Origin of the sequence: Tateyamaria pelophila (assembly GCF_019966495.1) — a bacterium.
GTDB lineage: Bacteria > Pseudomonadota > Alphaproteobacteria > Rhodobacterales > Rhodobacteraceae > Tateyamaria > Tateyamaria pelophila.
The window spans coordinates 1-13469 of the sequence record NZ_JAIMIA010000118.1 but is presented as its reverse complement, the minus strand read 5'-3'; the positions used below and the strand labels follow the sequence as shown (position 1 = coordinate 13469).

The following is a 13469-nucleotide window of genomic DNA, read 5'->3' as shown; positions in this document are numbered from 1 at the left end:
TCAGACAGAGCCGCCCGGTTCTCTGCGGTCGCCAGTCCCTCGGTCTCGAACCGGCCCATCTGCGACGTGGATGCGGCATGCGCATCGACGGCACGGCCACCGACAACCTGGCGCATCACGGGATCGAGCGCGAGACGGTCGGCGTCATTGACGTCCCCGTATCCTGCCAACCGGCCGTAGACCGATTGCCGAAACAGCCCGTCGAGCCGGTGGATCGTGTTCTTGCCACGGCGATTATCGCACAGGGCAGCAGACGCCAGATTGGACAGACCGAGCGCGTCATCAAGCTCGCGCATCACCAGAAGGCCGCCATCCGAACTGAGCTGAGCGCCCCGGAATTCCAGCCGCACGCGAGGGTCAAAATCCACACGATCTGCCCGCTGCAAGCCCGCACCCTCTGGGTGATCCATGAAACACATCCTCCGCAGCAACCAACGCCATGATATATATAGAAAATATCACGTTCAAGACAGCGAAATCAGAGATCTACTTGGGGAATGCGGGTTTAGACCTTAGGTCTTGTCAAGAATATGACATGCCCAGTGAAACGGGATGGCACAGGTTCGCAAGGATTCCGGTCGACTGGCCAGTAGCGATGCGAGAAATCATGGGCGGAAGCACGCTGATTGTCAGCCAAACAGGCCACCGTGAACGCTGACACAACGATGATACCGAACCTGCGCTCCCTTGCCTCACGCTTGGCAAGGCGCACTGCGGTAACGAAACGGGAACCTTTGTCGTTCCTTCCTTGTTGATCAGACAACAGCACCGAACCGACCGAACAATCCCGCTGCAAGGCAGCTGCCTTCGGATCGGGTCATGTCCGCATGATTGTCCAACGGGTTACGGACTTTGAAAAATGGAGAACGCGATGAACACCAAGACCTTAACACTACCATCCGCCACGGCTTTTGCAGCCGTTCTTGCAGCCTCTGCCACCGCTCAGGGACTGGGCGGGATATCTGGCACTGACTACAGCTATGATAGCTTTGCCAACGGCTTTGGACAGACAGGCTATTACGATGCGCTCGATACCAATTCCGACACGTATCTCGACCGAAACGAATACGCCGTGAGCCTTTATGCCGATCAAGACCGCGACACTGACGCCCTCATCTCCGAAGACGAATTCGGCCTGGGCAACACTCGCTATCTTGGTGCCGATGTCGATCTGGGCACCTATGATACAAACGCCGATGGTTACCTTGATCAGAACGAGTTTGGCGGTGTCTTCGACACTGAGTACTCGGAATACTATGACGCGCTTGACACTGACACCGATGGATTTCTCAGCGAGGCCGAATATACGACCGGCATCTACGACAGCGCTGATCTCGATGGTGATGGCGCCCTGAGCACCGAAGAGCAAAACTGGTTCGAGGGCGGCTTCGACGGCGCCAAAATCGAGAGCCAGATCGGGCAGATTGGCGAAATCTATTGAACGATCGCACCGCTGACATGTCCAGACCGCCGTGAGGGCGGCGCGCCGGATCTGGCGCGTTTGGCAGGCCGCGACATCGCAAAGGACAGGGCGACCGTCAGTCCACCGCACCGGCGTCGGCGGCCGCGCTCTTCTTGCGAGAAAGCACTCGCTCTTTCGGCCACCAATCGGGATGTGTGTCCCTGATCCAGGCCAGCATTCTTTCTCGCAGCCGTGCATGCATGTGCCATGCCGCGGTCGGATCTGGAGCCGTTGCGTAGAAACGGCAATGCACGCCATCGGTATCTTGATCCATGACCAGCATCTTGCTGTTTTCCGTTTCGATGCAATCTTCGTCCTCTTTGGCAAACTCGAGGAATTTTTCGCGCAATGCGCTTGTATCGGCCATGGGGTCCACCACCAGATAGAAGGTGCGCACCATTTTCGCCTCGACGACCGACCAGTTTTCGAAAGGGCGTGAAATGAAATACTTTACGGGGACGATCAACCGTCGGTCGTCCCATGTCCGCAGTCGGACATAGGTGAAGAAGACCGCTTCGACATAGGCCCATTCTCCCTCATAATGTACTGAGTCGCCTATACGAATGGGCTTGGCGATCGCGATCTGCAAGCTCGCCAAGATGTTGCCGAGCACAGTCTGGGCGGCGATCCCAAGTATGACGGTGGCTACACCGGCAGAGGCCAACAGGGATATTCCTATGTTCCGGAAAATACCGATTTCCCAAAGGACGAGACCCACACCGAAGCATACCGCGATCAGGGTCACGATGCGCCGCAGCGCATAGAGCGAGGTATAGAAGTTCCGTTCATCTCGGCTGAAACGATCATCGATGTCACCCACATATTGTCGCGATACGATGTCGAGCCCTGCGTCCATGATCCGCAAGATCACCAATACGATTGCAATCGTGATGCCCGCGATCAGGATCGGGGTGAGCACGGACGTGATTTCGCCAGAAAACCCGATGGCTCCGTTGATCATGACCTGTCCGAAGATCGCAGCCCCCAACAGCGCAAAGGGCAAACTGCTCTCATCAATACCCCTTCGCAGCCAGTGCTGGGATACGCGCCGCTGTATCCACTGCATCACAGTCGAAATGGTCCAGGCGATGAGACCCGCGCAGATGACCAGCATCGGCAAGGCCGCGATTTCCCAACGACGGATGGAGAGCGGGGTGCGCGCAAGCCACCAGTCCGGAAGCTTGACTTCAAGCCATCCCGGACCGTGCAATTCATAAAGCGCAGGTATGGCGTTGACCGTGTCTTGCGAAAAAAGCCAGACGGGGGCGTGGTCGTTACTTTTGTACCTGTTGAGCCGTATTGTGACCGGGTAGCGGTCCATCTCGACGGTACCCAGTGGGAGCGAGCGGCGCGCCTGACCGGCGCGTGGATTGTCGCCGACGGCTTCCACCAGCGCATCCGGTCGATCCGAGAGGCTGCCGGGATCAATCCAAAGCTGACGGTCGATCACCTCATGCAGCATGCGTGCCAAGGTGGCGCGCGGCACGTCCGTTTGATCGCTTGGCACAAGAGCCCGCGCGGCCTGTTCAAAATCCGCACGCGCCGCCGCATCAGAGAAACTTCGCATGGTTGCACGGGGGTTGGACAGGTCGAACGCCTCCGGCGCGTCCAGCGTCTCCGAAGCGATCTGTTCAACTTCGTAATAGCTCTCTTGTTGTTGTGCCGCTGCGTGACCGCAACAGGACAGGAAAGTCAACAGAGCTGGAACCATCCGCAAGAGAGCTTTGCAAGTGGCCGACACCGGGCGCAGGCCTACGCGGCGTCGCGCCAGTGCCGCGATCGGTTCAAAGATCCGTTTGAACGGCAGACTGTCCGGTGACTGTCCCCACATCGGTGCCTGACTTCCCTTTCGCCCGTGTTTCGACCGTCCTCAGGACGTGGCGTTTTTCAGTCGGGCGGCGAGCGTTTCCCCTGAGCCATCATATGCTTTGGGCACGATCCTGAAGCAGGCGTTCACGGCACAGAAAATGGCAAAGGCCAAGAGGCCGATACACAGAACGATGACCAATATGCGACCATACGCCTGACTGCGCAGCCATTCGAACGCCTGTCCGAGACCCCCGGCCTGACTGGGGTCGGCCTGAAGGGCAGCATAGATGATCAAAAGACCGATAATTCCGACGACCACGCCTTGCGCGATCACGCCTACCTTCAAGACCGTGTTCCACCGCGTGGTGAAACTGCTGGCGCGAAGGTGGTTGCGATAGTCTTCGGCGAAACCCTTTTTGAAGTAATAGACGGACGTGCATAGCGTGAGGACACCTGCGATGCCGACAATCCAGAGGCCTGCCGGCATCTGCATCAGGGACGAAAGCAGCCCTTGCCCGCCACCGCCAGAGGACGACCTGCCAATGAGCGCGGAGGCGGCAAGAATGCCGATGCCAAGATGTACAAGACCCGTGACCAGCATGCCGATACGCGCGATGACACCCTTGGCGTCACTGCCATACGCTTCAAGATCGGCAAAACTGTCGATCAGCCGCCATATCGCGTAGGCCATCATTCCAAGTGCGATCAGCAGCAGCACCGGCCAGCCGTTGCCTCTGAGCTGTTCCATGACCGATTTGGTACCTTCCGCCTGACCCCCCTGCGCGATGGACCACAAGGAAAACCCGGCAACGACGACATAGACCAGCGCCCGGCCCGCGTACCCCGCCCGCATGATCGGAACGGCCCAGCCGTAATCGTCGGGATTGATGTCTTCCAGCCGCTTTGCGCGACTGGAATTCTGGTCGAGATCAAGTGCGTCGGTGATGCTCATTTTGCGCGTGCTCCCTTGGGTTCGTCCTGCGCCGGAACCGGCACGAGGTCATGAAGAAGCAACACTGTTGCATTCAGAAAGGTTCCCCCTACCCTGTTCGAAGGCCCCACGATCACGCGGATCCTTGATTGGATGCTGCATCTCTGGCGAGTGTCCTCCACTCCTGCCGCAAGCCCTGTATTATGGCCACGCAGATCAGCAAGAGAACGACGGTGAAAGGCAAGCCCGTGGATATCACCATGGCCTGCAAAGCCTCAAGGCCACCGCCCAGCAACAGTGCAATCGCCACCAATCCTTCAAAGACGCACCAAAAGACTCGCTGCGGGATGGGGGCGTCGACCTTGCCTCCGGCGGTGATCGTATCGATCACCAGTGACCCGGAGTCCGACGACGTAACAAAAAACACGATCACCAGCACGATGGCTATGGTCGAAGTCACTGCGGAAAAAGGCAGTGCGCCCAACATCGCAAATAGAGACAGAGGCGGATTGTAAGTATCGAGCACCTGCGCCTTGACGGCACTGCCAGTGGGATCGGCGATCACCTGTTCGATTGCGGCCCCACCGAAAACGGCCATCCAGAACACGCAGACCATCGAAGGGATGATGAGCACGCAGGTCAGGAATTCGCGCACCGTGCGCCCCCGACTGACGCGCGCGATGAACATACCCACGAAGGGCGACCATGAGATCCACCATGCCCAGTAAAACGCGGTCCACCCATGCACGTAACCGGTATCCTCCCGTCCGTGCGGGTTCGACAGTGGGATGATCTCGCTGAAATAGGCAAGGATACCGCGCCCGAACCCACTCAGGATGGTCGCGGCCCCTGCTACGAAGAGAATGAACAGAAGCAGGACGAACGCTATCGCCATGTTGATTTCCGACAGCACTTTCACGCCGCCATCGAGGCCCCGCATGACCGATATCGTCGCAACTGCCGTAATGGCGGTGATCAGCAAGACCTGCACGGTGACGGTGTTGGGAATGCCATAGATGTATTCCAAACCCGCATTCGCTTGCTGTGCGCCAAATCCCAGTGAGGTTGCGAGGCCGAAAAGCGTGGCGAAGACGGCCAGTGTGTCGATCACGTGACCGGTCCAGCCCCAGACCCGTTCGCCAAAAATAGGATAAAAAGCCGACCGGATCGTGAGCGGAAGGCCTTTGTTGTAGCTGAAAAGCGCCAGGGCGAGCGCAACCACGGCATAAATGGCCCAAGGATGCAGCGCCCAGTGGTAGGAGGTCGCGGCAAGCGCCATCCGACGGGCGGCTTCTACGTTTTCGGAAATCAGTACGCTGTCTTCGCCAAAGGGGCGCGGGGCGCCAAGAGGGGCATCGCCGTAAGGTGTTCCGAAATAATAAACCGGTTCGAGTACGCCGAAAAACATCAATCCGATGCCCATCCCCGCCGCGAAAAGCATCGCAAACCAGCCCAGATAGCTGTAGTCGGGTTCGGCATCCTCTCCGCCCAAACGCACCGAGCCATAAGGCGACATGATAAGCGCAAGGCAGAACAGGACGAAAATATTCGCCGCCCACATGAAGAACCAGTCAAAGTTGGAGGTGAGGGTCGGCCGGAGCCAGCCAAAGAAGTCACTTGCCTGACCGGGTGCCAGCAGGGCGTAAGCTACGAATAAAACAATACAACTGGCTGAGATCAGAAAGACCGGGTTGTGGATATCCAGGTCAAAACGTCCAACGCTTGTTTCGAGATTATCCTGTCCGATCTCGTAATCGGTATCGATGACGTGAGACACGCCTTCGGGCATGGGAATACCCTGATTTGTGGTTTCGTCGGTCATGGATGGCCCCTTGTTGTCTGTAGGTTCCATCATGTGCAGAGATTTGTGACGGATCCGCGTTGGTTTCTCGCCAGTCGACAGGTTCCAAGATGTGTCCATATACGGCTGTTCCTGCCATTCATTGGACCTATCAAGTGGTGCGCGCCGCGCGCGTTTCCTTCAGACCGTTTGAATTGCCCCAACACCCAGCCCGACAAATGGTTCCAATCACAGAATATCTTTGGTCAGCTCGCTTGAACCAACACTGTCCCGAACGGTCCAACAGCATGCACCGGCTTAGCGGACCAGCGCTTTCAGGCGGACGGCGCAGAGAACCGTCCATGCCTCAGGAACCGAAGTCTGCATTCTTACGTTTGTCTCGTGAAAGCTTTTTAGCGCAGGAAAGGAGTGAACGATGAAGACCTTCAAACACGGATCAATCGAAGGCATCCCCACCGACGCGAAGCATGTGCAGGCCTTTCGCATCACGGGACACGTCGATGATGACGATATGGAAAAAATGGCCGAGCATATGAACAGCGTTTTCGACACCACGGACCAACCCGTGGATATGCTGCTGGATCTGAGCGCGATGACGGGCCGCGATATGGACGCCATGTTCGACGGTGATGTCATACGAGCGCAGTTCAGGTCATGGTCCAAAGTCGGCAAATACGCCGTGATCGGCGCACCGGACTCGGCAGAGAAACTGATATCCTGGTCCAACAAGGTGATCCCCGTCGACGCGCGAACCTTCGACACGCAAGAAACCGACGCAGCATGGGATTTTGTAAACGCAAAGCCCGTCGCACCGGATGACGCCGTTCAGCCAGGCCAGCGAAGTGCGTAATGCGTATTCTGATGACTGATTCAAATTGAAACTGGCGAGTGATGCGCAACGCCTGCGCATGCTTCATCAGTAAAACCAACAGAGGAAACCGAAATGGCCACGAGACCGACAAAAATCAAACCCGACCAACTCGAAGGATCCAACCTTCACCATGACCTCAAGAACCAGCCCGGCGAAGAGGGAAATCCCGATCATGCTGAGGGGAGTGAGAACGAAGCGCTGGATGAGGAATTGGTCGAAACAATTCAAGAGGCGGACGCCGACACGCAGATTGCAAACCAGTTCAGGAAGAAAACCGGACAGTCGGAATAGCCTGTTTCGAAATGATTTTTTGCAGAATGAACGGAGACACCATCACGCGCCTATTGATGCTTAATCAAAACGGTGAAGATGATGGAGACGTAGCCGCCGCCTGGCTTGCCCCACGCGGCGGCTACGTCACGAAATTCACAGATAATACTGTTGGAGCGCACAGGCGAAATGCAAAGCATTTCGGACATACGCAACGGTAGGGAACGCAGGCGGCGGCCTGTTCCTCAAGCATCTGGACCTGCACTTCTCGTATATCTGCGTTTGCGGGGATCAGATACTCCTAGATGTTCGCGTTCAGGAAACGTGCGCGGGGCTTGTCAGTTCGGTAACCTTTTGCAGCGCCGATCCGATGCCCCACACCATGCCGCCCATCAGTTGTGAATGCGCAGCCTTGCGGTTGAGCCTGTGCCCGCGGCAAAGCCGCCGTGCAAACGTGGCACGCGGATTTCATGCGTCCAGCGGTGAACGCGGACCTCGACCATTTCCACCCCGAAGGAGAGCATGGCGTGTTCGGGCGTGACCGGCCCGGCGGTTCCGTAGCCTTACTTGTAGGTCAGACGCAGTGCCCGGTCCGTCAACGCCGGGTTGCGGTATTCGGGGGTGGCACGCTCCTCGCCGTAATGCGTTGCGGCGAGCGCTTCGACCAAGGACTTGCGTTGATCCTCTGGTCCAGTCAGCACACCGTTCAGCAACGTGAATTGCGCCGGGTCGATCTTGGAGAGCGGGCCATCGGCCATGCCGCTGACCGTGCGCGCGACGGCCTGGCCAAGTTCGCACAGGCAAGATGTACAGCCGACGCTACCATGTCGACCCCCCTGAAATCGGTGCAAGGGGCAGATCGGCCTCGCCCATTACCACGTCACATGCCTCAACCGGAAGTCCAAGCTGGGCGGCAGCGCTCTGCGCCATGATCGAATATGTGCCGGTGCCGACATCATGGGCCGCCAGTTCCACATGGGCCCGACCGTTGCCATGCATGCGGACGCGCGCGGATGAAGGGCGAGACATTGGTGGGATAAGTCGCCGTGGCGCATCCGTAACCCACCAAGCTGTCGCTGTCGGTCATGGCACCCGGTTCGGCGGTGCGCTCGGACCGGCCAAAACTCTCCGCGACCGCGTCGTACCATTCCATCAAAGAGCGCGAGGAAAAGGCTACGCCCGCGACCGGATGCGTCTTGGTGTCATTGACCCGCCGAAACTCCACCGGGTCGATCCCGAGCTTGATCGCCAACCCGTCCATGGCCCGTTCGAGCGCGAAGAATGTCTACATCTCTGTTTGTGCCCGCATGAAACCGCCGGTATTCGTATCGGAGCGGGCCAACCGCTGTTCGGTGTGAATATTCGGAGAGACATACATCGCGCGGGTCATATCGCTCGCCGGGACGTGTAATTCGGCAAAGGGAATCCTGGTGTTGCCACCCGAACCCAGGGTCGTGACCGTGGCAATCGTGGCACCCAGAATTTAGGGCGTGACGCCATCAGGCGGCACGACGCGGGCGGCGGACGAAAAGATCGACGGGGTCGCGATTGTTGTGTCTGCCGAGAACGGGCAGGCTTTCACCCGAAACAAGCCCTCCCAGGATTTCGTGAGCGATGCCGTCGCGTATGCAAAGTTCATCGCCTCGACGCAAACAGCGAAACCTTTGTTCGACGTTACGGGCATTGCCGGGCAGATGGATGAGGCAATGATGGAATTGGAGGATCATTCCGCCAAGGAATTTGTCACGCTTTGTAGAAGCCTGCGGTTTTGGGATCGCGAGAAATCGCTGCTGGATTAATCGTGTGGATCGGTGCCGAAACGTGAATGGTAGCGAAAACAGTGGCAAACGCTTTCTCACAAGCGCCTGTCCCGAGACTTCAGTCAATTTCCGACATTCATTCGGCGAAGCTCTTCAGGACCAGAGACAATTCGCCGTTGCTGATGGGCTTGGACAAGCACGGAACATCCTCAAAACCTGCGGATTTCAGTACATCCGTCGACGAGTACCCGGACAGAAAGCAAAATGGCACTCCCATGCCGCTCAGGCGTTCCGCGACGCTCGCAGAGGTCTTGCCCTTCTTCAGATTGAAGTCGAGAACCGCGAAATCCGGCGCGCGCCGTTCGATCTGCGCAAGCGCGTCACATGCCTGATGGTGAGGTCCGCACACGTCCAGACCTAAATCAGAAATCTGCCCTGCCAAATCCATCGCGATGATCGGATCATCTTCAAGCACGAGGACTCTTCGTCTGTCGGTACGCGACCTTCCATCCATTGGTTCTAGCCCCCAGCTGTATTGAACCTGAGAGTGTATCGCAGCTCTCCGTTTCCGAATTTCAAGAGGGCTTCGCCATCTACCTGAATGGCCGCCGCATCCTCAAGAAGATACCGGCCGAATCCCTTTCTCTCAGGCTCAGCACCCGTAATTTTGTTGGAACTCTCCGTCCAAGTCAAGGTGGGGAATTCTATTGAGGGTTGCGCCGAGAGAACAATATCTACCTGCCCATCTTTTTGGCTCATGGCGCCATATTTAACCGAATTGGTGACCAATTCATGCACGACCAACCCCAGGGCAAGGGCCATATCCGGATCGAGCATGATGACTTCATGATCGAATGAAATCTGGCGATCACCCTTTTCGATGAACGGATAAAGTTCCGCCTGAATGACATCCGCTGCCGATACTGACGACCAATCCGTCGACGTCAGCAGATCGTGCGTGCGCGAGATCGCTTCGAGACGTTTGCTGATCGTCGTCGTCATTTCCTCGACCGAGTCCGAATTGCGCGCGGTCATGCGCAGGATGGCAAGGATCGAGGCCAAGGTGTTCTTTACCCTGTGCTGCAATTCACCCAGCAATAGCCGCTGTTGCTCGTTTTGTTTCGCCACCACGTCCCGCGCACTGACTTGAGGGGTTATGTCAAAAGCAAAGGTGACGGTTCCGGCGACATTTCCGGCACCGTCGCGCACCGGCTCTATCGTTTGGCTGAACCAGCCTTCTTCCATTTCGCCGCTGCCTGTCATATCCAGGACCGCCTTGAATTCTGGAATAGTCAGAGTTTTGCCGCTGCTATACACTGTATCGAAGCGTTCAACGATCCCTTGTCCCGCCAACTCGGGCAACGCTTCGGCCACCGGTATCCCGATCAGTTCGCGACGACCGACAATTGCGTCATGCGCCGGGTTTGAATAGGTGTAGACATGGGTCGGCCCTTCGGTCACCGCGATGAAAACAGGGGCTGCATCGAACAGACGGCGCAGCCGACCCTCGCTTTCCTCCAATTCATTCATCAGATGACGTTGTTCGGTCACCTCACGAACGCACACACCAAGTGCGATCACCTTGTCCTCGTTCTTGACCGGATACCAGTCGACAAGCCAATAGCGAATGCTGCCGGGGTCCCTTCTGGTCGTTCCGCGAACCTCTATGCCCCGCTTTGCAACACCGCTGCGAAAGACTTCCATCTGCGTATCGATGATTTTGGGATAAATTTCCGGCAACAGGTCTTGCTGCCGTTTGCCTATATGTTCTTCGACACTGTAGCCGTTGATACCGGCCAATTCCTCGTTGATCCGTTCCCACGTGAAATCATCCCCGGTGGGTTTCAGAAGCGCCAGACCCACAGGTGTCGTATCATAGAGCGTCTCAAGTTCTGCATATTGCTGCGCAAGGACGGAGGCGTTTCTCGCAAGCGTCGCTTCGTTCAGCTTGCGCTGGGTGATATCGAAAAAGCCCAGAATGTACCCATCGATCCGGTCGTCGATCGTACGGTAGGGACGGATGCGCAGAATGTAGGTGTGATTGGTCTTTTCTACCAACACTTCGCGCTCGATGGGTTTGAGGCTCTTTCCGACGCTCTGGATGTCGCCCAGAAGGTTATCATAGGAAAAACGCTGTGCCAGATCGCCAACCGGGCGGCCTGCGTCACGGTCACGGATGCCGAACAGTTCACCGGTCTTTGGGGTGAAGCCACGCACGCACATCTGACTGTCCAGAAACAGCGTCGCGATATCGGTGCTCTCGAACAGGTTCTTGATGTCACTATTCGCGCGGCGCAACTGTTCATTGTTCTCATTGAGCTCTGCGTTCATCGTTTCGAGCTCTTCGTTGATTGACTGCAATTCCTCCCGCGAGGTTTCCAACTCCTCGTTGGTGCTTTGCATCTCTTCGTTCATCGACAGCAGTTCCTCGTTGGTACTGCGCAATTCCTGGGTTGAGCTTTCGTATTCTCGTTGTGTCGACTCCAATTGCCTGCGTGTCGCAGTCAACTGGTGTTCGACCGCCTCGCGTCCGGGATAGTTCTGTCCTTCTGCCGCGGCCTTGAGAACATCAGGCTCTGGCTGCCGCAGATAATTCAGAACCACCATAACCATTTCAGCATCTTCCATGGGGCTTGCGACGACATCGACGATGCTGCTCTCGCCGTCGTCGTTGATCAGTATGTCTCTGGCTTCTGATTGCTGGCCGCTTTCCAGCGTCTGGCCGATCACGGTTCTGACCGGCAACCGCAGGTCGCGGGCCAGAAACGTATCAAGTTCCGCGGAGGGTCTGCCCTTGGTCGGCTTGACGAAGCGCACCATTTGTTCGGACAGATACAAGATCTCACCCTGGGCGTTCACAACCGCGAAAGGCGCAGCGAACCTGGCAAGGAACTGAGCTTCCGCCTTCGTCTCAAGCGATACATCCAGAGCGGGATCTGCCGGCCTGAAGCTCTGCGGCGGTCTCTTTTGTTCTATGGCGCGCACCTTGCCGCGTTCGCGACTGAAACCGAGGGTGGAATACCGATGCGCTTCACCATCGTTGCGTTTGAAAAGACGGCTCGCCTTGTCGATCACCGTGAACAACTCGCCATGGGCACCAAGCGACTCTGAGGGGCCCAAAAACATACCACCGCCGGGCTTCAGCGCATAATGGAACCGCGGCAAAACTTCTTTCTGTGCGGTGGCATTGAGATAGATCAGCAGGTTCCGGCACGATACCAGATCAAGGCGGGAGAACGGCGGATCCTGAAGCAGGTTATGGGGCGCAAAGACACAGCATTCGCGCAACACCGGCGCGGCGCGGTATCCGCCTTCCTCGGCTATGAAAAACTTTTGCAACCGCTCTTCGGACATCTCGGACATTGCCGCGTCCGAATAGAGACCTTGACGTGCGTGCAAAAGGGCTGCGGCGTCGATGTCGGTGCCGAACACTTGCAAGGAAGCACGGGAGCCGACGTTTTCCAGCGCTTCGGCGAACAGGATGGCGAGGCTGTAGGCTTCTTCGCCGGTTGAGCAACCGGGCACCCAGACCCGAACCTTGTCGGTATCGGACTCGATTATCGGCCGGATAATCTTGTCATTCAGGGCTGCAAAGGCCTCCTTGTCACGGAAAAACTGCGTAACGCCGATCAGGAAGTCTTGCAGGAGACGTTCTCGTTCTGCCGGGTCATCTTTGAGAATGCCGATCAGCCCATCCACCGTGCGCTGCCTGAGCAAGGTCATGCGCCGCTCGATACGACGCACCAGCGTGCCACTTTTGTAGTCCGCGAAATCATGCCCACCCTCATGGTTCAGAAGGTCGGTAATCTCGGGAAGGCGTTCTTCTACCTCTTTGGCGAGCCTTTCGCGCAAGCCTTGATCGTTCAGGCGGGCGCGGTGATCCACCATGTCGATGAGCCGGGCCGGTATGCGTTCGGGCATCATCGTAAAATCGACGAGACCCGTCGCAACCGCGCTGTCCGGCATCCCGGGAAACCGCGCCGAGCTGCTTTGTTGAACGATGGCCACACCGCCTGCGGACTTGATGGCCTTCAGCCCGGCCGTTCCGTCACTCCCCGTTCCGGACAGGATAATGCAAAAAGCGTCGCGTCCCAGTTCTTCCGCGATCGACGTGAAAAAGCGGTCAATCGGTGTTCGAATACCTTTTTCCGGGCGGTCGTCGTGCAGGTGGAAAAACCCATTCCGGAAAGTCAGGTGGGGGCCGGCAGGGATGACGTAAACCGTATCGATCTCCGCCCGCATCCCGTTCACTATCTTCTTCACCGGAACGGTGCTGTGGGCTCCAAGCAATTGGTCCATGATGGAGGGATGATCCGGCGACAAATGCTGTACGATCACGTAGCAGATGCCGCTTTGTGCGGGGATCGCCTGAACCAGTTTCTGCAACGCTTCGAGGCCGCCAGCAGACGCTCCGATTGCAGCTACAGGTATATTACCGACAGCCATATCCCACTCCCATCTGATCAGCCGCAAGTACACTAGATCATCAGTGAAGGACCACCGGCTGACGCCGGAGGCATCATTTGTCGGAATGTAATTCCAGGTACTGCTTGATGACATCGTCT

General features: G+C 57.2%; 13 protein-coding genes. 4 read left to right on the top strand and 9 right to left on the bottom strand.

The genetic code is table 11. The annotated features are described in order from the left end of the window. Positions 1-410 (bottom strand): transposase (locus LC354_RS22650; protein ID WP_223421634.1); only part of this gene is annotated, 410 nt, incomplete at its 3' end. A gap of 461 nt (positions 411-871) precedes the next feature. Between LC354_RS22650 and LC354_RS22645 the strand changes: the two genes are divergently transcribed. Continuing rightward, entirely contained in the window at positions 872-1441 is a 570-nt protein-coding gene (locus LC354_RS22645) for an EF-hand domain-containing protein (RefSeq protein ID WP_223428134.1), read from the top strand. 97 nt (positions 1442-1538) lie between these two features. Here the strand turns inward: LC354_RS22645 and LC354_RS22640 are convergent, their stop codons facing one another. From LC354_RS22640 to LC354_RS22630, 3 genes are all read right to left on the bottom strand, one after another. Further along, positions 1539-3293, bottom strand: a complete 1755-nt coding sequence (locus LC354_RS22640) for a mechanosensitive ion channel family protein (protein WP_223428132.1) — start codon at positions 3291-3293, stop codon at positions 1539-1541. A gap of 39 nt (positions 3294-3332) precedes the next feature. Then, positions 3333-4223, bottom strand: coding sequence for a DUF1206 domain-containing protein (locus tag LC354_RS22635; RefSeq protein ID WP_223428131.1), 891 nt, complete (start codon positions 4221-4223; stop codon positions 3333-3335). Between the two features lie 112 nt (positions 4224-4335). Beyond that, positions 4336-6024: a BCCT family transporter gene (locus LC354_RS22630; protein WP_223428129.1), complete on the bottom strand. Its 1689-nt coding sequence runs from the start codon at positions 6022-6024 to the stop codon at positions 4336-4338. Positions 6025-6418: 394 nt separating this feature from the next. Between LC354_RS22630 and LC354_RS22625 the strand changes: the two genes are divergently transcribed. Together LC354_RS22625 and LC354_RS22620 are read left to right on the top strand one after the other, a co-directional pair. Further along, positions 6419-6853, top strand: coding sequence for a SpoIIAA family protein (locus LC354_RS22625; RefSeq protein WP_223428127.1), 435 nt, complete (start codon positions 6419-6421; stop codon positions 6851-6853). Positions 6854-6946: 93 nt separating this feature from the next. Beyond that, positions 6947-7165: a hypothetical protein gene (locus LC354_RS22620; RefSeq protein WP_223428126.1), complete on the top strand. Its 219-nt coding sequence runs from the start codon at positions 6947-6949 to the stop codon at positions 7163-7165. 542 nt (positions 7166-7707) lie between these two features. Here the strand turns inward: LC354_RS22620 and LC354_RS22615 are convergent. The 3 genes from LC354_RS22615 to LC354_RS22610 all read right to left on the bottom strand — a co-directional run bounded on the left by LC354_RS22615 (position 7708) and on the right by LC354_RS22610 (position 8405). After that, entirely contained in the window at positions 7708-7902 is a 195-nt protein-coding gene (locus LC354_RS22615; RefSeq protein WP_223428124.1) for a hypothetical protein, read from the bottom strand. Positions 7903-7963: 61 nt separating this feature from the next. Further along, positions 7964-8143, bottom strand: a complete 180-nt coding sequence (locus LC354_RS28105; RefSeq protein WP_399204162.1) for a molybdopterin cofactor-binding domain-containing protein — start codon at positions 8141-8143, stop codon at positions 7964-7966. Further along, positions 8100-8405: a molybdopterin-dependent oxidoreductase gene (locus tag LC354_RS22610; RefSeq protein ID WP_263289555.1), complete on the bottom strand. Its 306-nt coding sequence runs from the start codon at positions 8403-8405 to the stop codon at positions 8100-8102. Before LC354_RS22610 ends, LC354_RS28105 begins: the two co-directional genes overlap by 44 nt. A gap of 229 nt (positions 8406-8634) precedes the next feature. On the opposite strand from LC354_RS22610, the gene LC354_RS22605 reads away from it, so the two are divergent. Next, positions 8635-8943: a type 1 glutamine amidotransferase family protein gene (locus tag LC354_RS22605; protein WP_223428123.1), complete on the top strand. Its 309-nt coding sequence runs from the start codon at positions 8635-8637 to the stop codon at positions 8941-8943. Between the two features lie 97 nt (positions 8944-9040). Here the strand turns inward: LC354_RS22605 and LC354_RS22600 are convergent, their stop codons facing one another. Both LC354_RS22600 and LC354_RS22595 read right to left on the bottom strand, forming a co-directional pair. Then, positions 9041-9379 (bottom strand): response regulator, encoded by a 339-nt coding sequence (locus LC354_RS22600; RefSeq protein ID WP_223428122.1) that lies wholly within the window; start codon positions 9377-9379, stop codon positions 9041-9043. Positions 9380-9423: 44 nt separating this feature from the next. Beyond that, on the bottom strand, positions 9424-13350 hold the full coding sequence (locus LC354_RS22595; protein ID WP_223428121.1) for a chemotaxis protein CheB: 3927 nt from the start codon (positions 13348-13350) through the stop codon (positions 9424-9426). Between the last annotated feature and the right edge of the window lie 119 nt (positions 13351-13469).

What these genes read in the sequence shown, in the direction of transcription:
- LC354_RS22645 (WP_223428134.1), top strand. Translation starts at nt 872, where the DNA reads ATGAACACCAAGACCTTAACACTACCATCCGCCACGGCTTTTGCAGCC.
- LC354_RS22640 (WP_223428132.1), bottom strand. Translation starts at nt 3,293, where the DNA reads ATGTGGGGACAGTCACCGGACAGTCTGCCGTTCAAACGGATCTTTGAA.
- LC354_RS22635 (WP_223428131.1), bottom strand. Translation starts at nt 4,223, where the DNA reads ATGAGCATCACCGACGCACTTGATCTCGACCAGAATTCCAGTCGCGCA.
- LC354_RS22630 (WP_223428129.1), bottom strand. Translation starts at nt 6,024, where the DNA reads ATGACCGACGAAACCACAAATCAGGGTATTCCCATGCCCGAAGGCGTG.
- LC354_RS22625 (WP_223428127.1), top strand. Translation starts at nt 6,419, where the DNA reads ATGAAGACCTTCAAACACGGATCAATCGAAGGCATCCCCACCGACGCG.
- LC354_RS22620 (WP_223428126.1), top strand. Translation starts at nt 6,947, where the DNA reads ATGGCCACGAGACCGACAAAAATCAAACCCGACCAACTCGAAGGATCC.
- LC354_RS22615 (WP_223428124.1), bottom strand. Translation starts at nt 7,902, where the DNA reads ATGGCCGATGGCCCGCTCTCCAAGATCGACCCGGCGCAATTCACGTTG.
- LC354_RS28105 (WP_399204162.1), bottom strand. Translation starts at nt 8,143, where the DNA reads ATGCATGGCAACGGTCGGGCCCATGTGGAACTGGCGGCCCATGATGTC.
- LC354_RS22610 (WP_263289555.1), bottom strand. Translation starts at nt 8,405, where the DNA reads ATGGACGGGTTGGCGATCAAGCTCGGGATCGACCCGGTGGAGTTTCGG.
- LC354_RS22595 (WP_223428121.1), bottom strand. Translation starts at nt 13,350, where the DNA reads ATGGCTGTCGGTAATATACCTGTAGCTGCAATCGGAGCGTCTGCTGGC.